Consider the following 25,183-nt stretch of genomic DNA (forward strand, 5'->3'; position numbering starts at 1 on the left):
ATCATGCTTCACTCTCAAATCAACGCGCATAAAGAAAGCCTCCCATTTCTCATGTCCAAGAAATGGGAGGCAGTTCACACAGCCGAGGAGGGTCTTGTTGTCATCGCTATCTTTGAGCGCGGGCGCCTCGCGTTACAGTCCGCGAATCCGTACGGCCTCGGGCGGAAACTCCTGCTCGCCGGCATCGGTCTTGATGGTCGCGCGGCCCCAGATGTCCAGGCCCGCAAACACACCGACCGCAAGCGGCAAGCCGCTGGGCGACACCGCCGCGACCTGACGACCCAGCAGTGGCACCATATCGAAGTACTCACCCAGCACCGGAGCCAGCGGGCCGGCAGCGCCCTGCGGCGTGTTGGCGGCAACCGCCCAGGCGTCAACGCGGGTCAGCACAGCGGCGGCCAATGCCTCGATCAGCGCCTCATCTGCCATATCCACGCCAAGCTCACCCAGCGCCGCACGCTCAATATCAACCGTCACCGCGGCAAACATGCCCGCAGCACCGGCACCGCCGTTCACGGCAACACGCGCGAGCGACGTCTCAAACGCAGGCGCACCGCACACGATATCGCTCGGCCACTGGATACCAACTTTACCGGCAAGGCCCAACCCCGGCGTCGAAGCCGTGCCCACGAGCGCGTCCATCATGCCCATCGCGGCCACAAACGGCAGGCCGTGGAAGGCGTGCATGTTCACATCGGGACGCACGACCAGCGAAAACGTCAGCGAAGCATCGCCCACGCTCCACGCGCACCAGCCCGCGGACACGCCCTCGCGGCCCGCGTCGCGCGCCGCGTCGAGCTCGGTGCCAGCGGCAACAGCATTCATCTCGATCATCTACATACGCCCCAATTCGCCCACGATATGGCCCACGCGGTCCTCGGGCTCCTTGACCTCGACGCCGTTGTAGCGGAAGAACCGCGCCGGGTCGTGCATCAGATCCTCGAGCGGCACCAGCACAAAGTCACGCTCGCCGATCAGCGGATGCGGCAGGCGCAGCTTTTTGCCGCCGTGGGTCTCGCCGTCCATCCACAGCAGGTCCAAGTCGATGGTGCGCGGACCGTTGGCCTTGGCCTTTTTGGAGCGGTCGCGACCCAGCTCGGCCTCGATCTTCATGAGCTCGTCGAGCAGCACCAACGGCGCCAGCTCGGTCTTAATCTCGATGACGGCGTTGGCAAACGCGTCCTGGCGTGTCTCGTAGGCCGGCTCGCTCTCGTAGATCTTGGAGGAGTTGGACACGCAGGTGAGTGGAATCTCGGCGATCATGTCGCGTGCGGCGCGGATGTTGTCGCAGCGATGCCCCAGGTTGGAGCCCACGGCCACAAACGCGCGGCGCGGCTGCGGCTTGGCAACCGCCCAGTAGCCGTTCAGGAACTGCGCAAAACCCGCGGCGTCGTGCACGCGCACGATGTTGGCACCGGCCTGGATGGCGCCCAGGCACACGCCAAACGTAGCGGCATCGCGCTCGGCGGCCTCGGTCACGCCCGAGACGGCGCCCACAAAGCGCTTGCGCGATACGGCGCACATGAGCGGATAGCCCAGTGACGCCATCTTGGCAGTCTCGCGCTGGATGACGATGTCCTCGTTGGCCGTCTTGCCAAAGCCCGGACCGGGATCGATGCAGATGCGGTCGCGCGACACGCCGGCGTGGATGAGCGCGCGGGCCTGGTCGGACAGAAAGCCCATGACGCGGCGCATGATGGGCGCCGAATCGGGCAGGGTGAAGCGGCGGAGCTGCGAGGTGGGCACGTAGGCTTCCTCGCGGCGGGCGCTGCGGCGCATCATGGCGGCCAGGTGGTCATTGGGCTCCGATGCGGCCTCGGTGGCTGCGGGCGCGGCCTCGGGCGCGGGCGCGACGGTCTCGGCGGCAGTAGCCTGCTCGGCGGCGGGCGCCTCCTGCTCGCTTGCGGGCTCAGACGTGGGCTCCGGTTCACCAAACGGCAACGAGGGCTGCACCACGCCACCCGGAAGCTTGGCCTCCGGCTTAGACTCGCCCAGCAACTTGCCGCGACGGCGGCGAGCCGGCTTCTCGGCCTCACGCGCGGCCTCGGCAGCCGCCTCGCGCGCCTTCTCGGCAACAAACGCCGCTGCCGAGGTATCGAGCTGCACCGTTGCGTGCGTGCGCGCGGGCGCGGCGACCTCGCCGGCATGCATCACGATGACGCCGCAGGTGCTCGTCTTAACAAACTCGACCATCTTGGGGTCGGTGAAGCCGGTCACGTCGTTGACGATCGAGGCGCCGCAGCGCACGGCCGCCTTGGCAACCGCCACGTGACGCGTGTCGATCGAGACGATGGCGCCCTCCTTGGCCAGCGCGCGCACCACGGGCAGCACGCGGCGAGCCTCCTCGTCGGGATTGACCGGGGTAAAACCAGGGCGCGTGGACTCGCCGCCTACGTCGATGATGTCGGCGCCGGCGTCGAGCATCGTCAGGCCATACTCGATCGCGGCATCCGGGTCGAAGTGCTCCCCGCCATCGCTAAACGAATCGGGCGTCACGTTGAGGACGCCCATGATGCGCGGACGGTCAAAGCTGAGCTCGTACTTTCCGCACCGCCATGTCTTGCTGTCGTTCGCCATGAACATCCTCCTAAAATGCCCACGCCGCCGAGCTTGGGGAGCTGGCGGCGGGGTCGCTTTGCACTCAGTCTTTCTATTGTATCCGCGCGCGCGGGCTAGAACGCAAACGCGGCCGCGATGTCGCAAGAAATCAGCAGGTCGGCATTTGCATCCTGATCGGTGGGGGCAAGGTTGCATATGGCCAGTGTATCGCCGGTAAAGTAGCGTGTAAGGCCCGCCGCCGGATACACCACGAGCGAGGTCCCGCCTACAATGAGGGCATCGGCCGCGGCGATGGCGACAACGGCACCGGTCAACACATGCTCGTCGAGCGGCTCTTCGTAGAGCACCACATCGGGCTTGATGCGACCACCGCACGCGGGGCACACGGGCACGCCCGCGGCGTCCTCGTGCTCGCGCGAGCAAATCCACTCGGCGCTATAGACCGCTCCGCATGACTGGCAAATGTTGCGATGGACCGATCCGTGCAACTCAAACACGCGCTGCGAGCCCGCCATCTGATGCAAGCCGTCGATGTTTTGCGTCACCACGGCGTCAAGCTTGCCGGCTCGCTCCAGTTCGGTCAGCTTGGTGTGGCAGCGGTTGGGCTTAGCGTTAAGCGCGATCATCTTGGTTCGGTAAAAGTCGAAGAACTCCGCCGGATGTGTCTCGTAAAAGCTGTGCGACAGCATGGTCTCGGGCGGATAGGCAAACTGCTGGTGATACAGGCCGTCCACGCTGCGAAAATCGGGAATGCCGCTTGCCGTGGAAACACCAGCGCCGCCAAAGAACACCACGCGCTCGTGGGTATTGAACAGCTCCGCCAGCGCGGCGGAGGCCTGCCTGGGGTCCGATATTGCCTGCGTCATATGAGTCCTCCGTCCTTGTTAGTCGGGCAGCGTTGGGCGACGTCCCAGCATGCGGCCTTTAAGTCAGCATGCGCGGAGCCCGCCCCGCCCCTGTTGCGCTAATCTTAAGCCTGCCAACCCCGTCGAAAGGACACCATGCCTCAGACTTACACTTTCGCCTCGTGGAACGTCAACGGCCTGCGCGCCGTGCTAAAAAAGGACCCGAGCTTTATCCAGATCGCGCAAGAACTCGACGTCGATATCCTGGCGCTGCAAGAGACCAAGCTGCAAGAAGGCCAGGTCGATATTGACCTGCCCGGCTATCACCAAACCTGGAGCTACGCCGAGCGTAAAGGCTATTCGGGCACTGCGGTCTTTAGCCGCCAGGAACCGCTGCGCGTGCTGCGCGCCGACGCGCTGCTACCCTACGCCGGCGAGGGCGAGGCGGCCGCACTCGTCGCCCAAGCCGTAACCGAGGGCCGCGTCTGCGCGCTCGAGTTCGACAAGTTTTGGTTTGTCGACGTCTATACGCCCAACGCCCAAAATGAACTCGCCCGCATCGACGTGCGCATGGCCTGGGACGATGCTTACCGCGGCTTTTTGAACGCACTCGAGCGCGAGACCGGCAAACCCGTCGTGACCTGCGGCGACTTTAACGTGGCGCACGAGGAGATCGACCTTAAGAACCCCAAGTCCAACCGCGGCAACGCGGGCTTTTCGGACGAAGAACGCGGCAAGTTCACCGAGCTACTCAACGCCGGCTTTACCGATACCTGGCGCACGGCAAACCCCGACGTCGAGGGCGTCTACAGCTGGTGGAGCTATCGCTTTAATGCCCGCAAGAACAACGCAGGCTGGCGCATCGACTACTTCCTGGTAAGCGACGCAATCGCCGACAACGTACGCGACACCGGCATCCGCGGCGACATCTTTGGCAGCGACCACTGCCCCGTCACCCTCACGCTAGAGCTCTAGCCCCAACTGATCCCCTGGGGACGGAGGAAAACGGATCATTTTGGGCCTCGTGAGGGTATCCGCATGACCCATCCGCCACGAAACACGCCCATCTACTACGTTTAAGCCACCACCCTCAACCACAGCGAACAACGCAAAAAGAAAACCGCAGGTAGAAAGCCTGCGGTTTTTCATAAAACGCGGTCATGGTCGGGGGTATCAAGCTAAACGTAGTAGATGGGCCAGTTTCGTGGCAAGCGCCGTCAACTGATTCCCTGGGGACATCTGGGGACGGAAGAAAATGGATCAATTTGGCTCTCTGAGGGCCACGATGCCCGTCATATCAGCCGGCCATTCCAAAACTATGCCGGTTTACGGGGCTGAATCGCGAACCCCCAACCATACGCAATTCCGAGATAATAAAACCGCAGGTGAACGGCTTGCTCTATTTCAAAAAAGCCGGCATGGTCTGCCTGCGCCAATCTAGCCCCGTAAACCGGCATAGTTTTAAAATGGCACCGAAGCAGTATTGATTCCCGCCCCGACGCAACCAGCCCTACAGCCCGTATTTCACGACGACACGGTTAATGCGACGGCACCAAGGCTTGTACAAGGCGGCCAAAAACACGCAGGTCGCAAGGCCGTGCGTAATATCGAACGGCACCGCCGTGGCAAGACGCGCCACGGCACCCGCCCAAGTAAGCGGCTGTACAAAACCAATGATGTCATACGCGTTGATCACGACGCCATAGAGCAGGCCCGACGCAAAGCCGTACGCCAGCAGTGCTGGCATGCGCACGGTGCCGTCGGCGCGGTCGAACGCACCCGCATGCGCCAGCGCGCCGCCGACATAGCCAACCAGGCCCCAGGCATACATCTGCCACGGCGTCCACATGCCCTGTCCAAAAAAGAAATTGCTGGTCAGCGCCGCCAGCGCGCCAACCATAAAACCATTGCGGCGACCAAGCGTCGCCCCCGCGATAATGGCGATGGCACTCACCGGTTTAAAGTCGGGAATGGGACCGAACAAGATGCGCCCTGCCGCGGCCAACGCCGCCAACACCAGCGTGGGCATAATCTGGCGCAGGCCCGGGCGCGACGCCTCGTAACCCGCAAAGAACAGCGCAAGCACCAGTGCCACCACGACAAGCATGGCAAGCGCCGCCTGCTCAATGCCCGCCAGCAACGTTGCAGCCATCACCGCAGGAACTGCCAGCAGCAGCGGGATCTCCATATGTTGCAACGCACGCGACAACGGCAGCCTCCATCAGACAAATGCCCGTACATGGTAGCACGCGCAAAAAAAGAAGCCGACCAGTCCCCCGGTCGGCCCCGACAGCCATTCGTCTGTTATACCCGCTGCACAAGCGGCACCAAGCTCTATTCGCCCGTCACCTTAGCGGCAAGCGCCGCGGCAAAGGGGTCAAACAGCAAGCCGCCCACAACAACAAACGCCCAGCCACCCGTCACAAGACGTGCCCAGCGCGAAAAATAAGGCATGCCATTGACCACGCCAAAGCCCGTCTGAAAAGCAATCTCAAACAGTCCGATAAGGCAAAAGAGCAGCGTAGCGCCCACAACGGTTCCGCAGACACGCGCGCCGGGAGTACCTGGCTCAAAGCCAAAAAACTCGACGCACATGCCGACGGTTTTACCAAAGAGCGGCATAAAGCTCACAATTTGCGCAATGGCAATGGCTAGGGCAAGCTGTCCCCAAAAGCCCGTGACGCCTTGAAAATCGAGTGCGGCTTTTCCCTCGATAATCGGCAAAAACGAACACATGAGCAGGGGGTTGACGATGCCATTGAGGATCGTCACGACGGTGCTCTTTTTCAACGTCAAGTAAATCAACTCCTAGTATTGTGCCAACCGGCATCGAACAAACGGGGGCGTGGCACTACGTAAGCGAATCGGGCGAGGGCAGAAGCGGAGACGCCAGCGCCGTGGCGCCAAACAGAACGGCGCATCCCAAAAGGAGCGTTTCGTAGCTCTCGCCAATGCAGCAAGAAAGCACCACGGGAATCAAAAACGTCAATCCCAGCGAGACGGTACTCACCACACCGCCGGCGCTTCCCGCAAGGCCATCGCGCACGCCGGGAAGCATGTACGGCAGCGACTGGACGACGGGCCCGGCAACGGCGCTCGCGATGCCGATCGCAAACATCAGCCCTATCGAAGACGTGGAAATAAAGGCTTCCCCAGCCCACATGAGCACGCCTCCGGCGACCGCCGACAAAGCCATAAATGCACGGTAGTCCTTAAACTGCGCGCGCATATAGGGGCCGACCACGCTCCCGACAATCGATCCGAGGGTTACAAACGAAGCCAGGACTCCAGCGGTTTGCGGCTCGATCGAAACCTCGAGCGCCGATACCAAATAACCGGAGTACGCCGTAGCCGACGCGAGGGCGACTCCAAGTAGCACCGCCACAAGCCAAATCATCGGCATCTTGGCCACCGTTCCAAAAGCGCCCGCCATCGGCACGGAGTCACCGGCGCCGCCATCGCTTGCTGCACGCACGGCGTCCGCCGACGGCGCGACAAGCAGCCACAGCAGCCCAAATACCGCAAACAAGACAGCGGCGAGCACGTATGCCTGCCCAGCCGCCGCAAAGAGAGGAGACGTCGCAAGCGAGCAGGCAATGCCGGCGGAGCCCGCCGCATAAAACCACCCCATGGCGCGATCGGTGTCATCGCCAAAAGCAGGTCCCAACACCTTCAACGCAATGGCGTTGATGACGCAGGGCGCCGCGCCCAGCAGCATGCTCGCTGCAAACAGCGTCGCAAACGAGGAACACGCGACGCGCGCGGCCGCCGCGGCCGCAGAAACCGCCGATGCGAAAAACACGAGCGCCTTCACGCCGCGACGATCGGCACAAACGCCTGCCGGCATACCAAACACCACGGCAGGAATAAACGGGGCAAACAGGACAGCCGAAAACTCGGCAGACGACAACCGCAGGCTCGACACAACCATGTGCGCCAACCCCGACACCTGGTACTGCGCGTAGTTGGCGGCAAACACGACGCCGCACACCACAAACAGCAACGCGTACTTCTCGACCGTCCCTTTGCTCACATCAATCACCCTAACTATGCCTCGTCCTTGCGATAGACAATACGCCCATCGAATATGGTCGTCTCGACCTCCAGCTCACGAAGCGCCATCGGGTCCATCTCAAACGGGTTACCCGACAGGATAACGATGTCGGCCAGCTTGCCGGCGGCAAGACTGCCCAGACGGCGCTCGAAACCCTCGACATAGGCGGAGCCGAGCGTATGCGCCTGGAGCGTCTCGCCAAGCGTCAGCGCGTTCTCGCGGAAATAGCCTTCCGCCGGATGCCCATCGAACTCGCTGCGCGTCACCGCGGCATATACGGTGTCGATGGGATCGATCGACATGACCGCAGGCCAGTCGGTACCAAGGCCCAGATGGATTCCGCCGTCGGCCTCCTCCCGGTAGCGCCACATATGGCTCATGCGCTCCTCGCCGAGCGAGCCCTCGTACACGCCCTGCCCAAGGCCTCCAATGGGATGCTGCGGCTGAATCGCGGCGTTGATGCCCAGGCGCTTCATACGCGCAATGTCCTCAAACTGCAGGTTGTCGGTGTGCTCGATGGCAAAACGCGTCCCCTTGTCGCCGCACGCCTCCTCGGCGCGCTCGACGGCATCGATGATCATCGTGGCCGAGGCATCGCCAATGGCATGGATGCGAACGTCAAAGCCGTTCTTATCGGCCTCGAGCACCATGTGGTCGAGCGTCTCTTGGTTGCACGCCGGCTCGCCGCGGAAGCCCTTGCCCATGGGGGCGTTGAGATACGGCTCGTGCATGTATGCCGTATAGGCCTCGGGGCAGCCGTCCAGGATGTACTTAAGGCCCGCCATGCGCACGCGCTCGCCATGATGGCGCGCCCTCAGAGCCTGCGACTCCGCCATGGGAGCATCGAGCGCAGAGTAATAGCTAATGCGCAGCGTGCTGAGGTCCTCGTTTGCCAGTCGGTCGTAAATGTCGTACACGCCGGGCGTAGTCACGCCCAGGGGATGCATGTCGCCGATCGAAGTGATGCCGAGCCTGTTAAACTTGCGCATCGACTTGAGCAGCGAAGCATCGAGGTCCGGCTTGTTGAGCACCACATCGAGCAGAATGTTCGTCGCCTGGGGCTCGGACAGAAAACCGTTGGGCTCGCCGTTGTCAAAGTGGCGGATGAGGCCGCCCTCGGGCGTCGGGGTGTTACGGTCGATGCCGACCGCTTTGAGCGCGGCGGTATTGCACCAAACCACGTGCATCGAAAAGTCCGAAAGCACAATCGGGCGATCGATGTCGAGTGCATCGAGGCTACGGCAGTCGGGATCAGTCGGATCCTCCCATGCGGGCGAATACCAGCCCTGGCCGTAGATCCACGGGTTGTCGGGGTGCTCGGCGGCAAACTTCGCCACGGCATCGACGCAGGCCTGCTCGCTCGGCAAGAACATCAAATCGCAGCAGAAGTCCTCGTCTTTCTGGATGGAGCCGAGCGCAAAGTGCATGTGCGAATCGTTGAATCCGGGCATGACCAGCTTGTTGCCCGCATCGATCACCTCGGTATCGGGACCGACAAACGGCTGCACCTTGTCGGGTGCGCCCACGGCGACGATCTCGTTGCCGCGAACCGCGACGCATCCCGCATGGGGCTCAAGCTCCTCGGCCGTAAACAGCGCCGTCGTCTTAATGACGATGTCGGCAGGAACCACCGCCTCCATGATTACTCGCCGTCCTTAGCGGCGGCAGCCTGCATAGCCTTGCGGCCGAGCTCGGGCAGGAAGAAGACCGGCACCACGGAAAGCAGGAAGCAGAGGCTCTCGAGGCCCATGTTCATGGTGTAGTCGGCGCCGGCGACAGCGGAGATGCCGATGGGCAGGAAGTAGCTCATGAGCAGGGAGATGGTGCCAACGATGCCGCCAGCGGAACCGGCGTACGTGTCGCCGATCTCGGGGAGCAGAACCGGCATGGACTGCATGATCGGACCGTTGATGGCGGTGAAGAAGCCGTTGGTGACCAGGATCGCCCACAGCAGGAAGCCGACGGGGGTGTACCACGTCACGAACATCGAGACAGCGCCGATGAGCGTGGTGACGATGAGGAAGCCCTTGAACTTGCCAAGCTTGTCGCAGAAAGCAGGTCCCACGATGCAGCCGAAGAAGCTGCCGACGGTGACGATGGCGGCCATGAAGCCGGCGGTAGCGGCATCGATGCCCTTGCCGAGCTGGAGCGCCTGGGGCAGGAAGCCGGCATAGGCAGTGGTGGAGGCGAGGCCAAAGCCAACGCCGATGGAGATCAGCCACACGCCGGGGCTCTTGATGGCGACCTTGAGGTAGTCGAGCACGGGCTCGGGCTCGGGAAGCGGCTGACCCTCGGGCACGTCACGGTCGAGTACGATCCAAAGGACCCAGGAGATGGTCATGGCGACAGCGGCAACCATGTAGGAGTTGAAAACGCTGCCGAACATGCCGGCGCAGATCTGGGCGACGACGATGGCGACGCACGAAGCGGCGTAGAACAAGCCCATGGCAAAGCCGGTCTGCTCGCGGAACCACGTGCCGAGCACCTTGATGAGGTTGGCGTTGAGCGCCGAGATGCCCATGCCGATCAGGAACATCGACACCATCTGCATCGTGAACGAGTCGAGCGTAAAGCAGCGGAGGAAGCCGCCGGCAACCGAAATTGCGGTGCAGACCGCAACGACCTTCTTGGAACCGATGCGGTCACCGAGGGCGCCCAGCGGAATCGAGAAGAAGACAGCAGTAAGCATGGGGACGAGGAACAGCATCGAGAAGCCGACGGTATCGATGTTGAGCATCGGCATGACCTCGACGGCGAGCGCCGAGACCTGGTACTGCATGTAGTTAGCCATAAAGCACAGCAAGCAAACGACCGAAACGATCGCCCAGCGCCATGAAGGAAGCTTCTCTTCCATGATGACTCCTTTGGTTAGTCGAGTATTCAGACAGCTTGGAGAGCCGGGCCCTGGCTCTTCGGTGCCCACATTTTGCGATTGACCCTTCACCGAAACCATTCGGCATCCGGCTTATCATCATGCGAAAAAAAAGGAGTAGTATCACTACGCTAAATAGCTAAAACGCCAGCTTAAACCCTACGCAATTTCATCGGAGGTCATCTTGAGCTTTCTGTCCGATTCCGAGTGGCTCTGCTTAAACGATCTTGTGCTTTCGATTAATTCCATCGACAACGACCGAGAATTCCGGTCGACCATCCTCAAGAAGTTGCGTTTTCTTATCCCCTACGAGTCGGCAGCGTTTTTCCTGAGCGATCTTTCCAAAGACCTCGTTTCCACCCCGCAGGAATGGAAGACGCGCGTCTTTCTCGACCCGCTCGGCATCGACGTCCCCGCCGGGATGCTCGAGCGCTACACCGAAGAGTACTGGCAACAGGATATGATCGTCGCGCATCGCAACCTCACGCGCTCGACGGTGCTGCGCGAATCCGACCAGCTCAGCCCCGGCGATATCGAGAGTAGCTATATGAAGGACTACCTTGGCGGCCGTCATGTCGTCAACGTGAGTTTCTTTAACGATGAGGGCTTTTTGGGATCGCTCAATCTCAATCGCAAAAAAGAGGAAGGCGACTTCACCGACCGCGAAGTCCAGATTCTGGAGCTGGTCGAGCCCCACCTTACCAATCGCCTATCCAAATGGCGCGTCCGGGCCGACCGCAGCTCATCCGAGGTGGTGTTCGCCCATGACTACGATGTCTCGGCGCGCGAAATCGATGTGTGTCGTTGCGTGTTATCGGGCATGGACAACGCGGCCATCGCCGAAGAGCTCTCCATCAGCACTGGCACCGTTAAAAAGCATCTGGAGAACATCTTTCGAAAAACACAGGTCAACAGCCGCGTTGGGCTCATGGCGCTCCTTCAGCAGTACACGGCGCTCAAGCAGTAAGACCGTTCTCGCCCGCGAACCCGCTCACGCCCTATAAAACACGTTGTCGGCAAAGAAGTCGGTCGGCGGCTCCATGCAGGCGATCTCGCCATCAAACATCATGGCAATGTCATCGGCAACCTGCTCGGCAAAATCCAGGTCGTGCGTTGCCATGATGACGGTGCCGCCAGCCCGCGCATGGTCGCGCAGGGCGCGGGCGATGATGCGGCGGCTGGCCAGGTCCAGACCCTTGGTGGGCTCATCGAGCAATAGCAGTTCGGGGCCGATTAGCAGTAGCTTTGCCAACGCAAGCAGTTGGCGCTGTCCGCCCGAAAGGTCATAGGGGTGGCGTTCCCCTAAGCCCGCGAGCCCCAGACTCACCGCGCGCTCCCGCGCCATATCCTCGCCGTACCCGCAGGTCGAAGCCCATTCCATCAGCTCGTCGCGCACCGTCTCGGCAACCAGCAATGCTTTGGGATTCTGAGGCAGCAGCGCCGCCGAGGCCGCTCCGCGCATCATGCGGCCGCGCTGCAGCTTGGCGGTCTTCGCCAGCACCGAAAGCATTGTCGACTTGCCGCAGCCGTTACCGCCAACAACCGCATGCACCGCGCCAGCCGAAAACGACGCATCGAGCCCGCGCAGCACCCAACCGCCTGCGCGATCGTAGCGAAACCAGCTCCCTGCCAGGGTGGTAGCCGACCCAGCGTGCATTTTTTGGAGTATTCTGCTTCCATCCGTGCGCGGGAAGGCTTCCGAGCCGTTCTTGAGCGACGTTTGCGCCACAAATTCGGACGATTTGTCCAATTCCGAACTTTTTTTCGCGCTCGATGCGTCCACGGGCGACTCCAGAGAGCCCAAACTGTCCTCACGCCTGCTGAATACTCCTGTTTTTGCACATCGGATGGCACCCCACCCCAACATGTCATCGGAAAACAGCGATTCTCGGCGTCCCAAAGAAGCCATATCCGCCACCTCGCGCACGCGGCCGCCCTCAATCCGATACGCGCACGTCGCATATTCGAGCATCGGGCGCGGCTGGTGCGTTGCCACAACAACCGTGCAACCCAGCTCGCGGTTCACGCGAAACAGCGCGTGCAGAAAATTTTTCTCGGCAACAGGATCGAGCTGGGACGTGGGCTCGTCGAGCAGCAGCACGCGCGGGCGCAAGGCCAGCACGGCCGCCAACGACAGCAGCTGCTTGCGTCCGCCCGAAAGTGTATCGGTATCGCGGTGGAGCCAATCCTCCAGCCCAAAGAAATAGCTGGTCTCGGCTACGCGACGGCGCATCTCGTCGCGCGACATACCCAGATTTTCCAGGCCAAACGCCATCTCGTGCCACACGGTTTCGCACACGATCTGGTTCTCGGGATCCTGGAACACATAGCCCACGCGCTCCGCCGATGCCCGCACGTCCATGTCGGCAACGTTCTCGCCCAGCACGCGCGCATCACCAGTGCGCTCGCCCGCCGGAGCGATCTCGGGCTTGAGCAGCGAGAGTAGCGTCGATTTGCCCGACCCAGTACCACCAACCAGCAGTGCAAACGCACCTTGGGGAACAGACCAGTCGAGCTCGTCGAGTACCGGCGCCTCAGCCCCGGGGTAGGTAAAGCTCAGGCCCCGCACCTCAATCGCAGGCACATCGGAGCCGCACGCCCCGCCCGTTACCGAGCAGTTATCCAACCGGGTCATCAGCCAAACCTCTTCTCGTCAATCGCGTGCAGCACACAGGGCAACACCATCCAAGCCGCGTACACAATATAGCCAGGCCACGGCGCCGGCACCGAAAGCTGCGGGTAAAACGAATACTGCGTCGTCGCGGTCCACGCCACCGCCACCGCGGCAGCACCAAGCAGCGCGAGCCCGACCAGCGCGGCAACGTCGCTGCACCCCAGTCGATACCGCGCATACGTCGTACGACGCGTCGCGGCACCCCACCCGCGCGAGCGCATCGCGTCCGCACGCTCCAGCGAATCTTCCATGCCCCAGCCCATCAACACGCTCGACGCCCGCAAGCGCGAGCGCACGGGGTCGGCCGGCGCGCGGCCCGGCACATCAATCGCATCCTGCACCGCCAACACCGTACGACCGCGGCGCAAAAACTGCGGGATAAGCCTCATGCACATCGAGATCATGAGCGCAATCACCGGTGCGGCATTGCCCAGCAGCGCGAGCACCTTGTCGTATTCGAGCATCGACGCCGCCGCCTCAAACCACAGCACGCTCGCCACAAACAGCCCGCCCATGCACAGGCCGTATACCATGCTCTCCAGATACACCGCGCGCATGCCAATACGGAACAGCTCCGTCGAGCCCGAGGCGCTAAACAGCGGATTGAGCACCGCGACGATCAAAATCACCGGCAGCTGCCAGCGGAGTGCGCCCAGCGTGCGGGCAGCCCCACGCGTCGCAAATCCATACGCCAGCCCGCCCGCAAGTGACAGCGCAATCAGTACCGGCTGCATCGAGAACATAGTGAGCCCCAGCGTCAGCACTATATAGAGTGCCGGCACAGCCGGATGCGACATCGAGAATGCCGCGACGGGCTCGCCGCCAAACTCCTCTCGTATGTTGTCCACGGGCACCCCCGTCCCCTCGCTCAAACAACAGCTCCGCAGCACCGCCAACGCCGCACGTACGCAGTGCAAACGCCACGCCGGCGGCGCAAGCCTCAACCGCCGCAAACCAATCGTTACGCGCTCGTCATATGCCTGCGGTATCATATTGCGCCGTGTATCGTTTCCAAACACACGTCTCTATAACGTAACAGGAGATCACATGGACGCAACCGCAATTATCCTCGCTGCCGGCGAGGGCACCCGCATGAAGTCGAACCACTGCAAGGTTTCGCACAAGATCCTGGGTAAGCCCATGGTCCAGTGGATCGTCGACGCTACCATCAAGGCCGGCTGCAGCCGCGTCGTGGTTGTCATCGGCAGCCACGCCGACGAGATGCGCGCCCTCATCGACGGCGCCTACGCCAGCAGCGCCACCAAGGTCGAGTGCGTCGAGCAGACCGAGCGTCTGGGCACCGGTCACGCCGTGAAGGTCGCGCTCGAGGCCTGTGGCATCACGCAAGGCCCCGTCGTGGTGCTCAACGGCGACCTGCCGCTCATCACCGCCGACACCGTCGCCAAGTTCGCGCAAACCGTCGCCACCGGCGAGCTCGCCTGCACCGTCATGACCATGACCCCGCCCGATCCTTTCGGCTACGGCCGCATCAAGCTGGGCGCCGACGGTCAGATCGAGCGCATCATCGAGCAGAAGGACTGCACGCCCGAGCAGGCCGCCACGCTGCTGGAGTGCAACGCCGGCTGCTACGCCTTTGACGGCGCGCAGCTCGCCGCCCACATTAACGAGATCGGCAACGACAACGCGCAATCCGAGTACTACCTGCCCGACATGCTCGAGATCCTCAAAGGCCACGGCCAGGCTGTCTCCATCTTCCACTGCGACGACTACCGCGACGGCCTGGGCGTCAACAGCCGCATCCAGCTCGCACAGCTCACCGCCATCGCGCGCGACCGCATCAACGAGCACTGGATGGCCGAGGGCGTTACCTTCATCGACCCCACGCAGGCCTGGATCGGCCCCGATGCCGTTATCGGCCGCGATACCGTCGTGTGGCCGCAGACGCACCTGATCGGCCACGTCACCGTGGGCGAGGAGTGCCAGCTCGGTCCCAACAGCCGCCTCACCGACACCACCGTCGGCAGCGGCTGCACCATCGATGAGACCATCGCCATCGAGGCCGTCATCGAGAACGGCGTCGACTGCGGCCCGCGCGCCTACCTGCGCCCGGGCACCCACATGCTCGACGGCTCCAAGGCCGGCACGCACGTGGAGATCAAGAAGTCCACGATCGGCGAGGGCTCCAAGGTGCCGCACCTGTCCTACATCGGCGACACCACCATGGGCTCCGGCGTCAACGTGGGCGCGGGCTCCATCACCTGCAACTACGACGGCGTTCACAAGCACAAGACCGTCATCGGCAAGGATGCCTTCATCGGCTCCGACACCATGATGGTCGCGCCCGCCCAGATCGGCGACGGCGCGCTCGTGGCCGCCGGCTCCGTCATCACCGAGCCGGTCCCGGCCGACGCACTTGGTCTGGGCCGCGCCCGTCAGGTAAATATTGAGGGCTGGGCCGCCGATTACCGCCGCCGCCTGCACGAGGACGACGAGGTATAACGTTTTACCAAGCACAAAAGGAGCTGCTCCATGGGGGCGGCTCCTTTTTCTATCGTGACCTGCGCAACCGGATGAGTGGTCGGTTCGTGTCCGTTGGCGGTAAAGACGTTATCAGGACCCGATAAACCCCGCCGCGCGGTTACAATGCAACAAGGCATCTATATGGCATTCGATGTATAAAGGAGAAGGGTAATGCCGATTAATGATCCCGAGAAGTCGGAGAATATGCGCAAGTCCATCCGCGTGTATTCCGGTTCCTCCAACCGTCCCCTCGCTCAGAAGATTGCTGAGTACCTTGGGGTCGAGCTTTCGGGCCTTACGCTAAAGCAGTTCGCCAATGGTGAGATTTACGCCCGCTACGACGAGACCGTCCGCGGCGCCGACGTCTTCCTGATTCAGTCCGTGGCCGGCGGCAACGTCAACGACATGCTCATGGAGCTGCTCATCGCCACCGACGCTGCCAAGCGTGCATCCGCCCGCTCCATCACCGCCGTCATCACCCACTACGGCTATGCCCGCCAGGACCGCAAGGCCGGCCCGCGCGAGCCCATCACCGCCCGCCTCGTCGCCAACCTGCTCGAGCGTGCCGGCGTCAACCGCATCATCACCCTCGACCTGCACCAGGGCCAGATCCAGGGCTTCTTCGATATCCCGGTTAACCACCTGTCCGCACTGCCGCTGTTTGGCCAGTACTACAACGACATGCACTTCGACACCGACAACCTGGTTGTCGTCTCCCCCGACGTGGGTCGCGCCAAGGCCGCCAAGAAGCTGTCCGACATGCTCGGCTGCGACCTGGCCATCGCCCACAAGGGCCGTCCGCGCCACAACGCCGCCGAGGTCATGGGCATCATCGGTGACATCAAGGGCAAGACCTGCATCATCAACGACGACATGATCGACACTGCTGGCACCCTGTGCGCCAACGTCAAGGAGCTCAAGGCTATGGGCGCCGGCGACATCTACGTCTGCGCCACCCACGGCATCTTCTCCGGTCCGGCCATCGAGCGTCTGAACGACGCCCCCATCGTCGAGTGCGTCGTCACCGACGCCATCCCCGTCGAGGTCGGCGGCAAGATCAAGACTATCTCGGTCGCCGAGGAGTTCGCTCAGGCCATCTCCGCCGTTTACCACGAGGAGCCCGTCTCCACGCTCGTCGGCGGCGACTTCGCGCTGTAATCGCATCGTCCTTGCAACCCGGCGCTTCGCCGTCGGAACAGAAGAAACCCCCGCGCTCCCCCTTGCTTCGCAAAGGTCGCGCGGGGGTTTCTTCTGTTCCGACGGCTCGCTCTGCCGCGGCCGCGCTTTTGTCTGGTGGGATTTCGCTGAAACGAAGTCTCGCCTTCGGCGGGCGTGGTAGCCTTTGTCGTTGATTAAACTTTTATGTGTAACGGAAGGACAAATATGGCAGCTGCACAGCCGCTTAAGATTCGCATGGTTGCCGGGCTTGGCAACCCGGGCGAGGAATATGCCGAAACCCGCCACAACGCCGGCTTTAAGGCGATTGACGAGCTGGCCCGTCAGGCCGGCGTCACGTACTGGAAAAACCAGGCCGGCGCCGAGGTCGCGCTCATCAACATCAACGATCCCGAGGAAGAGGGCGGTAAGCGCCAGATTGTACTGGTCAAGCCGCAGTCGTACATGAACACCTCGGGCGGACCCATCTCCAAGCTCTGCCGCGAGTACAAGATCAAGGCCGAGGAGCTGCTCGTCATCCACGACGAGCTCGACATTCCCGCCGGTGACGTGCGCGTCAAGGTGGGCGGAGGCCATGCCGGTCACAACGGCCTGCGCTCCATCATCGACAAGATGGGTAGCCGCGACTTTAGCCGCATCCGCACCGGCATCGGCAACCCTCCCGGCAAAATGCCCGTGGCCGACTATGTGCTCAAACAGCTGCGCGCCCGCGAGGCCGATGACTTCCAGGACACCTGCGCCCGCGCCGCCGACGCCGCCGGCCTGGCCATCGTGCACGGCGTGATCTATGCCCGCGACCACGTCAACGGCGCCGCCTCCGCCAACGGCAAGCACTAAAACCTACCGTTTAGGGACAGGTTTATTTTGGCAGGTTTTATCTGCGGAAACGCCCCGGTGGCCGCATCGCAATAGACCCCCCCCCGCCGCCATACACGCATAACACCCCAAAGGGGGCCGGCCTCATCACAACCCGAGGCCGGCCCCCTTTGCCGTTTTACCTGATAAAACCGACCAAAATAAACCTGTCCCTATTTGGTAGGTCGAAGTGGATAAACCCTTTTCCCAACCGCCGAAGACACACGTAAACAGCATGTCCATGAGGGTATAATTTGCACCGTATGTCTGCACAACGCCTGTGCGCGTACGGTTTTACTCGGGCTACCGTCCATTTCCGTGGAGGCACGGTTCGGCGGCCCTAACAAGAGAGGGGTTCTATGTATAAGATCCTGGAGAAGACGCAGTTCTCGGAGAAGGTGTTCAAGTTCCGCATCGAGGCGCCCGCAATCGCCAAGCATGCGCACGCTGGACAGTTCCTCATGGTTCGCGCCAACGAGACGGGCGAGCGCGTCCCGTTTACCCTGGCCGGCTGGAACGGTGACGAGGGCTGGGTCGAGTTCATCTTCATGGTGATCGGCAAGACCACCGAGATGCTGTCCACCTACGAGGCCGGCGAGTCGCTGCGCGACGTCGTGGGCCCGCTGGGCGTTCCCACCGAGATGGCCGAGGGCCCCTGCGCCGTCATTGGCGGCGGCGTCGGCCTGGCAATTGCCTTCCCGGTCGCCAAGCACCTGGTCGAGACCGGCCACGAGGTACACGCCATCATGGGCGCCCGCACCAAGGACCTCCTGCTCATGGAGGACCAGTTCCGCGAGCTCCTCGACGAGGACCACATCCACATCACCACTGACGACGGCTCCTACGGCGAGCAGGGCGTTGTCACCGCTCCGCTGGAGCGCCTGCTGCAGGACAAGGCCGTGAGCCAGGTCTTCTGCGTCGGCCCCGTTCCGATGATGAAGTTCTCGACCCTCACCGCCCAGAAGTACGACACCCCCATCACCGCGTCGCTCAACCCCATCATGGTTGACGGCACCGGTATGTGCGGCTGCTGCCGCGTCGAGGTGGGCGGCGTGACCAAGTTCGCTTGCGTCGACGGCCCCGACTTCGATGCCACCCTGGTTGACTGGGATGACCTTCGTGCCCGCCAGGCCGCTTACCGTTCCGAAGAGGGCGAGTCCCTCAAGGCCTATGAGGAAAAGAGCTGCGCATGCCACTAGTTAACGGTCGTTTCGTTGCCGATATGAAGTCGCCCCGCACCCCCGATAACGAGGAGCCGGCTGCCGAGCGCGCCTGCGACTTCCGCCCCGTCGACAAGGGCTTCACCGAGGAGATGGCGCTGGCCGAGGCCGAGCGCTGCCTCAACTGCAAGAAGCCGTTCTGTGTTGAGGGCTGCCCCGTCAACATCAACATCCCCCGCTTTATCGAGCAGATCCGCGAGAAGGACTTCGGCGGCGCTCTCGATACCATCCGCGAGGACTCCATGCTTCCCGCCATCTGCGGCCGCGTCTGCCCGCAGGAGAACCAGTGCGAGGGCAAGTGCATCCGCGGCAAGAAGTCCGAGCCCGTGGCCATCGGCCAGCTCGAGCGCTTCCTGGGTGACCGCCCCGAGCTCGCCTCCACGCCCAAGATGGCCCCCAAGAACGGCAAGAAGGTCGCCGTCGTCGGTTCCGGCCCGTCCGGCATCACCTGCGCCGGCGAGCTCGCCCGTAACGGCTTTGACGTCACCGTCTTCGAGGCTTTCTTCACCGGCGGCGGCGTGCTGGTCTACGGCATCCCCGAGTTCCGTCTGCCCAAGGCAGTCGTCAAGCGCGAGATTGACGGCCTGGAGGACATGGGCGTTAAGTTTGAGTACAACTCCGTCGTGGGCAACATGGCCACGGCCGAGGAGCTGTTCGAGCAGGGCTTCGACGCCATCTACGTGGCGACCGGCGCCGGCCTGCCCAAGTTCCTCAACGTCCCCGGCGAGAACCTGCCCAACGTCTTCTTCGCGAACGAGTACCTCACCCGCGTGAACCTGATGAAGGCCAACAAGTTCCCCGAGTACGACACCCCCACCAAGCACGGCAAGAACGTCGTCGTCTTTGGTGGCGGCAACGTGGCTATGGACGCCGTCCGTACCGCCAAGCGCCTGGGCGCCGAGCACGCCATCATCGCCTACCGTCGTACCGAGGACGAGATGCCCTGCCGTCGCGCCGAGCTGCACCACGCTAAGGCCGAGGGCGTCGAGGTCCTGCCGCTCGTTTCCCCGCTCGAGTTTGTCGCTGGCGAGGACGGCTCCGTGTGCGCCGTCAAGGTCCAGAAGATGGAGCTTGGCGAGCCCGACGAGTCCGGCCGCCGTCGTCCGGTTGCCATCGAGGGCGCCATCGAGGAGATCCCCTGCGACGTCGCGATTAGCGCCATCGGCACCAACGCCAACCCCTTCGCTGCCAAGATCGGTGGCAAGATGGAGCTCAACAAGTGGGGCTACATCGTTGCCGACGAGGAGACCGGCCAGACCACCGATCCCCGCATCTGGGCCGGCGGCGACATCGTCACCGGTGCCGCTACGGTCATTCTGGCGATGGGCGCCGGCAAGAAGGCCGCCGCTTCCATCACCAAGAGCCTGCTGGGCGAGTAATCACCTACAGAGCTAGCCATTCAACGGCAAAGTCCCCGTCGAGCACGCGCCCGGCGGGGACTTTTTCTATGCCGACCGCCCAAACCACCACGATGGGGACAGGCACCTTTGTGGTGGTTGGGGGCCTGGCCGGTCGTTTTGTCTCGATCTGTAACACCTGGAGCCCGTTGAGCCTTGTAGTTGTTACAGATCGAGATATTGCTCCAGCCGCACCCGCTTTGTCTCAATCTGTAACAGTTAGAGGCCAAATTCCTCGCTACATGTTACAGATCGAGACGTTAGGTTGGCGGCCATTCGGTTCATCTAAATCTGTAACATCTAGGGCCGTTTTGGGCAGCCAGGTGTTACAGATCGAAATCTCGCAAAAGCCGAGGATGGGCGCCGTCACCAAAACCTAACGCTTGCGACGCTTGGTCGCGGCGATGCCGGCCGCGGCTACGGTTGCGCCGGCGATGCCTAGGGCGGCGACCGTCATCGCGGTGGTATCCCCCGTGGTAGCCAGGACAGCAGCGCCCTTCTTGGCCTGCGTGGTTTTCTCAACCGTCTTGATCGTGGCGGTTGTCGTAGCCGGCTTGGCCGCGGGCTTCACCCCAGGCTGCGGCGTCGGCTTGGAATCCGGCGTAGGCTGCGGGTCGGGAGTCGGCGTGGCTTCGGGCGTAAAGGTCAGATCGGTGTTGAGCCACAGGGTGTAGATCCAGCCGCTGTCCTCATCGGATACGCTATCCGCGACCTGGTAGCCGCACTCCTGGCCGTTGATCACCAGCTTGGTGTCGGGCGTAAAGTAGAAGCCGCGCGCGGACTTGAGGTAGATACCGTAGCGATAGGTCACGCCGGGCTTAAAGGCGTCGATGTGATTCGTGATGTTCTGATCCCAGAACTTCTGAGAGTTCACTTCGCTGCCATCGCTGCCCGTCCAGAACTCACACTGAGGAAGGGAGTTGGAACCCGTCGGAACGTTCGCCGTAAAGACCGGCTTATCGCCCGCCTTGAAGGTGGTCGTGGCGCCGTTGATCTCGATAACGTCGATGGCCCGCCATTCGTCGATCGGCTGCTCGCACAGCATATTGTCAGCGTTTGGCGCGAAGACGCCGTTGACGGTCTTGATGTGGTGCGCCCAATGACCGTTGACGTACATCATGCAGTCATCGGCCACGGTATTGTCGCCCTTGAGCCTCAGCTCAACGGAGTACATGTAGAACTTGTCCTCCTCGAAGTGGTCAATCTTCTTCATGCCCGGCGTGTACTTTGCGGGGTCGGAATACCAGAAGGCAACGGGCTTGAGCTCCGCAGGATCGCTGCCATCCATCTCTTCCCAGCACTCATAGGCGATCTCATACTTATCGGCATCGGCGGCAGGAATCGTCGCGGTCGCACGCGGCGCCTCGCCGGGCGCGTAGTCGGTTTTCACATCGTTGACGTTTAGATTCTCAAGAGCTTCGTTTTCCGACGAAGCAGGCATCGTAATTGTTTTAATAGCAGGGACATACAGGAATTCTCCGCTTAGACTCGACTTTACGGTTTCCCCGTTTACGGTAACAACGGTTTCATCGCTGAAGGAATATCCGTCTTTTGGCTTCAGCATAAGAGAATACACGTACTCTTTCCCGCTTTTAAACTTTGTAATAGTCGGCAGGGAACCATGTGAGCCGTTATCGGAATACCAGGCAGCAACGGGTTCGTTGTTTTCAAATTCCTGCCAGCATTCATAAGCGATTTCGTATTTATCTGCATCGTAGTTAGGGACACCTGCCGTCGCCTGCGGACCAGTATCCAGCTGCCAATTGAAGTTCGTATTCTGAACATTGGCAAAGGAGATGGATTCCGATTCTGATTCCGCTGCCGGGATAACAAGGCACGCCCTCTCGTAGACATGGGTGCGGGTGTAGTAGTCATCCCGGATCTCGTTAATAGTGGGTTTCCCGGTCGCCTCGGTGTCTCCTTTAAAGGCGTCGTCCGGATCACCGATGATGATATTCCCGGGCTCTGTACCCGTATACGTAAGCTTGGATCCATCATAGGTGGTCGTCATCTTGGACTTATTCTCCTTGTACTCCGTAAAGTACTTCTGTTCCTCCTTCTGTCTCTGAATCTTGCTGATATCCAGGGTAAGCGTTGTTTTATTGCTCGCACTGTCATACGCCGCATGGACGATCAAGTCCCCCAGGCCGATAAAAGTCAAAGCGCTACCATCGAGAGCAGACTGGTCTCCATCTACAAGGGCAATCCCCTTCACATACTCAATCGTTTCTTCTTTCTTGATGTCGGTGTAATTGTTCCGCACCGTAATATTGACCCTAACGCCGCTGCCGCCAACAACATCGGTCACACCGCAGGGCATGATGGCGTCATTCGCCGGCGTGGCGGCGTTATCGCTGAGAGTGTTTTGCTCAGCGGGTGCCGCATCGCTAGATTCATCGGCGGTGCCAGCCGGAGTCGTCTGCTGAGGTTCAGCGACGGTTTGTACCGTCGGGGCAGCATCGGTTGCAGGCGCGGTCGAAGCAGCTGGTGCGGTCGTCGCAGCCGCATCCTCCGCAACCGCCGGCGTCACCGGAGCCGCGGCAACCTCGTCCGTCCCAGCGGCGGGATCGGCGCATTCGTTCGCCAGCGCCACGCTCGGCAGCAGCAGCTGGCCGACCATAAGCGCACACGCGCCGACGCACGCGATTTTGGCACCCACACAACGCCAGGTACCGTGAACCAGCGAGCAGGTACGCTCACGCTGAGTTTGCTTATCAAAGTGGCTTCCGTTCATAACGGCCTCCTTGGTCGATGGGCCATACCACCACAAAGGTGCCTGTCCCCTTTGTGGTGGTCCTGTACCACCAAGATGTGCCAAATGACTCCGCACGCCTAGGTTCGTAGATGCGAACCTAGGCCTCTAACTGCGGTTTAATTCAATATAATTTCGCCATCGCCACACTCGTCCCAAGGACGCTACAATCGAGGACACAATAATTCGTCCATCCAAAGGACCGTCCTTGAACCTAAGCAAGCCTAAAATCAACGCGCTTCTGGCACTCGCGCTTTTTACCTTCGCCTTTCTTTCCGTCGAGTTTCGCTTCGACATCAATGTCGGCCTGCTCGCCGGCGCCGAGCGCGTTGTGCTCGCACAGGGCTTTATCCTTGGTGCCAGCGTCATCGGCTTTATCGGATATGCACCACTGCTCGGTCTCGCCCAACGCAAAGGCCAGCCCCAGGCAGCCGTCAGCGCCGCCGTTCCCATCGCCATCCTGGGATTGACCCAAATCCAGTCCCCCACGGGTTCGCTTGTGCTCGAGATTCTGGGCTGCGTGGCATTCTTTGGGCTCGGTCTGCTGGGTGCCGCAGCGCACCACGCCTTTTCATTGGCATTCCAGGATGATCCCAAGCTCGCCACCGGTGCAGGAGCGGCCTATGCCGCGGGCATCCTGATGCAGTTCGCCATCAACCTGCTCAATTGCGGCGGCATCGCAGAGCTCATCGTCCTTGGCATAGCGACCATCGCCATCTCCGCACTCAGCGTCGTTCCCCAAAAGGCCGCCGAGAGCTCCAGCCGCGCCATCAATCCCTTTGTTGAGCCCTCGCACGCCCTCGCCAAGCAGGCATGCTGGAGCATCGCGCTCATCATGATTCTTGCCTGCTTGTTCTCGACCCTGGACAACGTGGTCACGCTCTCCAACGCCCACGGCACCATTGCCGTGCAAACATGGCCGCGCCTCTTTTTGGCGGCGAGCGGCCTTGCCGCCGGCATTATCTTTGATCTTGCCGAACGCCGATACATGGGACTCGTCATGCTCGGCATCGCCGTACTCTCGACCATTTCCATCCTAGCCGTAGAGGCCGGGGCCGATCCCAACCTGGGCCTTATCGTCTTTTACCTGAGCTCGGGCTTTTTCGTCACGTTCTTCACCGCCACCTTTACACAGCTGGCACCGCGCATGCATGCGCCCGCCCTCTGGGCCGGCATGGGACGCGCCGCCAACAACATGTGCGCGTTCACTACATCGGGAATCTCGCTGACACTTGTGACCTCGGGCAATGTTGCTCTCATCATGATCGGTGCGCTCGTTTTGCTCGTCGCGGCTTGCGTGGCATTCGTTGCCGCCGGCCTGTTCCGTCTACCCCAGACCAAGCAGGAACGCGAACATCAACAGCTTGCCGAGAAAGCACTGGCAGCGCCGAGTATCGAAGAGCAACGCCAGGCCTTCATCAGCGACCGCGGCCTCACCCCGCGCGAAGTGGACGTGCTGGTAGCCGTAACCCAGGATGAACGCCCACTCAAGCAGGTCGCCGAGGAACTCGGCATCTCGATGCGCATGGTGCAGCGCCACCTAAGCTCTATCTACCAAAAGACCGACACGCAGACGCGCGCCGGTCTCACCAAGGCCTTCCCCTCGGCCTAAAAACAAAAACCACCACAAAGGTGCCTGTGCCCCTTTGTGGTGGTTCTCGCTCGGCTGCGGTTAGCCCTCGAGCTGTGCCAGCTTGTAGCGGTAGGCCGCCGCGATGACGTCTTTGCAGCCCTCGCGGCCCAGCTTGGCGCGGTTGACGACGATGTCCTTACCGCTCGTCATCTTCCACTTTCCGGCGCTGTAGCGCTTATAGAACGCCTCGCGCGCCTTCTGCTGCTGTTTGACCAGCTTGGCGCCCTTCTTTTTGTTAAGTCCGCGCTTCTTGCGCACGATTTCGACGCGGTCCTCAAAGGGAGCGGTCACCAACACGGCAATGTGGTTGGGGTTGTTGCGAAGCAGGTAATCGGACAGGCGGCCTTCGATAATGCAGCTCTCGGTCTCGCCCAGATCCAAAATCACCTGACTCATCTTTTGGAACAACTTATCCGAGTACGAACGCGCATCGTAGCGGTCGGGCAGGAACGCCATGTTCTCCACGGCCAGACGCTCGTCGTAGGCGGCCATCTTATCGAGCGACTCGCCCGTGCGCAGCGACGCACGCACCAGCAGCTCGTTGTCATACAGCGGAATCCCCAACTCGTCGGCAAGCATGCGACCAATCTCGTGGCCCTCGGCGCCAAAGTCGCGCGCGATGGTAATGACCACAGGATTCTTCTTATTCTCCAGATCGCTCATCG

General features: G+C 61.8%; 20 protein-coding genes. 8 read left to right on the forward strand and 12 right to left on the reverse strand.

Features of this window, described 5'->3' with window-relative positions; translation table 11 throughout:
- Positions 1 to 132 precede the first annotated feature (132 nt).
- The 3 genes from I2E13_RS03885 to I2E13_RS03895 form a co-directional block, all read right to left on the reverse strand.
- Positions 133 to 834 (reverse strand): hypothetical protein, encoded by a 702-nt coding sequence (locus I2E13_RS03885; protein ID WP_195404236.1) that lies wholly within the window; start codon positions 832 to 834, stop codon positions 133 to 135.
- Entirely contained in the window at positions 835 to 2,577 is a 1,743-nt protein-coding gene (folP, locus tag I2E13_RS03890) for a dihydropteroate synthase (RefSeq protein WP_195404237.1), read from the reverse strand.
- A gap of 95 nt (positions 2,578 to 2,672) precedes the next feature.
- The gene (locus I2E13_RS03895; RefSeq protein WP_195404238.1) at positions 2,673 to 3,425 is read right to left on the reverse strand and encodes an NAD-dependent protein deacylase; all 753 of its coding nucleotides are present in this window, start codon (positions 3,423 to 3,425) and stop codon (positions 2,673 to 2,675) included.
- A 135-nt stretch (positions 3,426 to 3,560) separates the two neighbouring features.
- On the opposite strand from I2E13_RS03895, the gene I2E13_RS03900 reads away from it, so the two are divergent.
- The gene (locus I2E13_RS03900; RefSeq protein WP_195404239.1) at positions 3,561 to 4,379 is read left to right on the forward strand and encodes an exodeoxyribonuclease III; all 819 of its coding nucleotides are present in this window, start codon (positions 3,561 to 3,563) and stop codon (positions 4,377 to 4,379) included.
- A 535-nt stretch (positions 4,380 to 4,914) separates the two neighbouring features.
- On the opposite strand, the gene I2E13_RS03905 is transcribed toward I2E13_RS03900, so the two are convergent.
- The 5 genes from I2E13_RS03905 to I2E13_RS03925 all read right to left on the reverse strand — a co-directional run bounded on the left by I2E13_RS03905 (position 4,915) and on the right by I2E13_RS03925 (position 10,312).
- Positions 4,915 to 5,613 (reverse strand): DUF6580 family putative transport protein, encoded by a 699-nt coding sequence (locus I2E13_RS03905; protein ID WP_229057813.1) that lies wholly within the window; start codon positions 5,611 to 5,613, stop codon positions 4,915 to 4,917.
- A gap of 125 nt (positions 5,614 to 5,738) precedes the next feature.
- On the reverse strand, positions 5,739 to 6,200 hold the full coding sequence (locus tag I2E13_RS03910) for a hypothetical protein (protein ID WP_147579400.1): 462 nt from the start codon (positions 6,198 to 6,200) through the stop codon (positions 5,739 to 5,741).
- Positions 6,201 to 6,255: 55 nt separating this feature from the next.
- Positions 6,256 to 7,437: an MFS transporter gene (locus tag I2E13_RS03915; RefSeq protein WP_195404240.1), complete on the reverse strand. Its 1,182-nt coding sequence runs from the start codon at positions 7,435 to 7,437 to the stop codon at positions 6,256 to 6,258.
- Positions 7,438 to 7,451: 14 nt separating this feature from the next.
- A complete protein-coding gene (locus tag I2E13_RS03920; RefSeq protein WP_195404241.1) occupies positions 7,452 to 9,098 on the reverse strand; it encodes an amidohydrolase in 1,647 nt (548 codons plus the stop codon).
- A 2-nt stretch (positions 9,099 to 9,100) separates the two neighbouring features.
- Complete coding sequence (locus I2E13_RS03925) at positions 9,101 to 10,312, reverse strand: MFS transporter (RefSeq protein WP_157758014.1); 1,212 nt, start codon at positions 10,310 to 10,312, stop codon at positions 9,101 to 9,103.
- A 202-nt stretch (positions 10,313 to 10,514) separates the two neighbouring features.
- Here I2E13_RS03925 and I2E13_RS03930 point away from each other — a divergent pair, with 202 nt between their 5' ends.
- On the forward strand, positions 10,515 to 11,297 hold the full coding sequence (locus I2E13_RS03930; protein WP_195404242.1) for a helix-turn-helix transcriptional regulator: 783 nt from the start codon (positions 10,515 to 10,517) through the stop codon (positions 11,295 to 11,297).
- Positions 11,298 to 11,321: 24 nt separating this feature from the next.
- On the opposite strand, the gene I2E13_RS03935 is transcribed toward I2E13_RS03930, so the two are convergent.
- A complete protein-coding gene (locus I2E13_RS03935; RefSeq protein WP_195404243.1) occupies positions 11,322 to 12,965 on the reverse strand; it encodes an ABC transporter ATP-binding protein in 1,644 nt (547 codons plus the stop codon).
- Positions 12,965 to 13,852, reverse strand: a complete 888-nt coding sequence (locus tag I2E13_RS03940) for an energy-coupling factor transporter transmembrane component T (protein ID WP_271817588.1) — start codon at positions 13,850 to 13,852, stop codon at positions 12,965 to 12,967. The genes I2E13_RS03935 and I2E13_RS03940 overlap by 1 nt, the downstream gene beginning before the upstream one ends.
- Positions 13,853 to 14,051: 199 nt before the next feature.
- Between I2E13_RS03940 and glmU the strand changes: the two genes are divergently transcribed.
- The 5 genes from glmU (at position 14,052) to gltA (ending at position 20,115) form a co-directional block, all read left to right on the forward strand.
- A complete protein-coding gene (glmU, locus tag I2E13_RS03945) occupies positions 14,052 to 15,464 on the forward strand; it encodes a bifunctional UDP-N-acetylglucosamine diphosphorylase/glucosamine-1-phosphate N-acetyltransferase GlmU (protein ID WP_195404245.1) in 1,413 nt (470 codons plus the stop codon).
- Positions 15,465 to 15,656: 192 nt separating this feature from the next.
- Positions 15,657 to 16,643, forward strand: a complete 987-nt coding sequence (locus I2E13_RS03950) for a ribose-phosphate diphosphokinase (RefSeq protein ID WP_089573682.1) — start codon at positions 15,657 to 15,659, stop codon at positions 16,641 to 16,643.
- Positions 16,644 to 16,868: 225 nt separating this feature from the next.
- Positions 16,869 to 17,498, forward strand: a complete 630-nt coding sequence (gene pth / locus I2E13_RS03955) for an aminoacyl-tRNA hydrolase (protein WP_195404246.1) — start codon at positions 16,869 to 16,871, stop codon at positions 17,496 to 17,498.
- A 377-nt stretch (positions 17,499 to 17,875) separates the two neighbouring features.
- Positions 17,876 to 18,715 (forward strand): sulfide/dihydroorotate dehydrogenase-like FAD/NAD-binding protein, encoded by an 840-nt coding sequence (locus I2E13_RS03960; protein ID WP_006235793.1) that lies wholly within the window; start codon positions 17,876 to 17,878, stop codon positions 18,713 to 18,715.
- A complete protein-coding gene (gltA, locus tag I2E13_RS03965) occupies positions 18,706 to 20,115 on the forward strand; it encodes an NADPH-dependent glutamate synthase (protein ID WP_117734771.1) in 1,410 nt (469 codons plus the stop codon). The genes I2E13_RS03960 and gltA overlap by 10 nt, the downstream gene beginning before the upstream one ends.
- A gap of 394 nt (positions 20,116 to 20,509) precedes the next feature.
- Here the strand turns inward: gltA and I2E13_RS03970 are convergent, their stop codons facing one another.
- Positions 20,510 to 22,867, reverse strand: a complete 2,358-nt coding sequence (locus I2E13_RS03970; RefSeq protein WP_195404247.1) for an LPXTG cell wall anchor domain-containing protein — start codon at positions 22,865 to 22,867, stop codon at positions 20,510 to 20,512.
- Positions 22,868 to 23,093: 226 nt separating this feature from the next.
- On the opposite strand from I2E13_RS03970, the gene I2E13_RS03975 reads away from it, so the two are divergent.
- Complete coding sequence (locus I2E13_RS03975) at positions 23,094 to 24,497, forward strand: helix-turn-helix transcriptional regulator (RefSeq protein ID WP_195404248.1); 1,404 nt, start codon at positions 23,094 to 23,096, stop codon at positions 24,495 to 24,497.
- Between the two features lie 60 nt (positions 24,498 to 24,557).
- On the opposite strand, the gene I2E13_RS03980 is transcribed toward I2E13_RS03975, so the two are convergent.
- Positions 24,558 to 25,181 carry a cytidylate kinase-like family protein gene (locus tag I2E13_RS03980; protein ID WP_195404249.1) on the reverse strand — a complete coding sequence of 208 codons (624 nt, stop codon included), beginning with the start codon at positions 25,179 to 25,181 and terminating at the stop codon, positions 24,558 to 24,560.
- Between the last annotated feature and the right edge of the window lie 2 nt (positions 25,182 to 25,183).

Origin of the sequence: Collinsella aerofaciens, assembly GCF_015554145.1 — a bacterium.
GTDB classification, from domain to species: Bacteria; Actinomycetota; Coriobacteriia; order Coriobacteriales; family Coriobacteriaceae; genus Collinsella; species Collinsella aerofaciens_AA.

What these genes read in the sequence shown, in the direction of transcription:
- I2E13_RS03885 (WP_195404236.1), bottom strand. Translation starts at nt 834, where the DNA reads ATGATCGAGATGAATGCTGTTGCCGCTGGCACCGAGCTCGACGCGGCG.
- folP (WP_195404237.1), bottom strand. Translation starts at nt 2,577, where the DNA reads ATGGCGAACGACAGCAAGACATGGCGGTGCGGAAAGTACGAGCTCAGC.
- I2E13_RS03895 (WP_195404238.1), bottom strand. Translation starts at nt 3,425, where the DNA reads ATGACGCAGGCAATATCGGACCCCAGGCAGGCCTCCGCCGCGCTGGCG.
- I2E13_RS03900 (WP_195404239.1), top strand. Translation starts at nt 3,561, where the DNA reads ATGCCTCAGACTTACACTTTCGCCTCGTGGAACGTCAACGGCCTGCGC.
- I2E13_RS03920 (WP_195404241.1), bottom strand. Translation starts at nt 9,098, where the DNA reads ATGGAGGCGGTGGTTCCTGCCGACATCGTCATTAAGACGACGGCGCTG.
- I2E13_RS03925 (WP_157758014.1), bottom strand. Translation starts at nt 10,312, where the DNA reads ATGGAAGAGAAGCTTCCTTCATGGCGCTGGGCGATCGTTTCGGTCGTT.
- I2E13_RS03935 (WP_195404243.1), bottom strand. Translation starts at nt 12,965, where the DNA reads ATGACCCGGTTGGATAACTGCTCGGTAACGGGCGGGGCGTGCGGCTCC.
- glmU (WP_195404245.1), top strand. Translation starts at nt 14,052, where the DNA reads ATGGACGCAACCGCAATTATCCTCGCTGCCGGCGAGGGCACCCGCATG.
- I2E13_RS03950 (WP_089573682.1), top strand. Translation starts at nt 15,657, where the DNA reads ATGCCGATTAATGATCCCGAGAAGTCGGAGAATATGCGCAAGTCCATC.
- pth (WP_195404246.1), top strand. Translation starts at nt 16,869, where the DNA reads ATGGCAGCTGCACAGCCGCTTAAGATTCGCATGGTTGCCGGGCTTGGC.
- I2E13_RS03960 (WP_006235793.1), top strand. Translation starts at nt 17,876, where the DNA reads ATGTATAAGATCCTGGAGAAGACGCAGTTCTCGGAGAAGGTGTTCAAG.
- gltA (WP_117734771.1), top strand. Translation starts at nt 18,706, where the DNA reads ATGCCACTAGTTAACGGTCGTTTCGTTGCCGATATGAAGTCGCCCCGC.
- I2E13_RS03970 (WP_195404247.1), bottom strand. Translation starts at nt 22,867, where the DNA reads ATGAACGGAAGCCACTTTGATAAGCAAACTCAGCGTGAGCGTACCTGC.
- I2E13_RS03980 (WP_195404249.1), bottom strand. Translation starts at nt 25,181, where the DNA reads ATGAGCGATCTGGAGAATAAGAAGAATCCTGTGGTCATTACCATCGCG.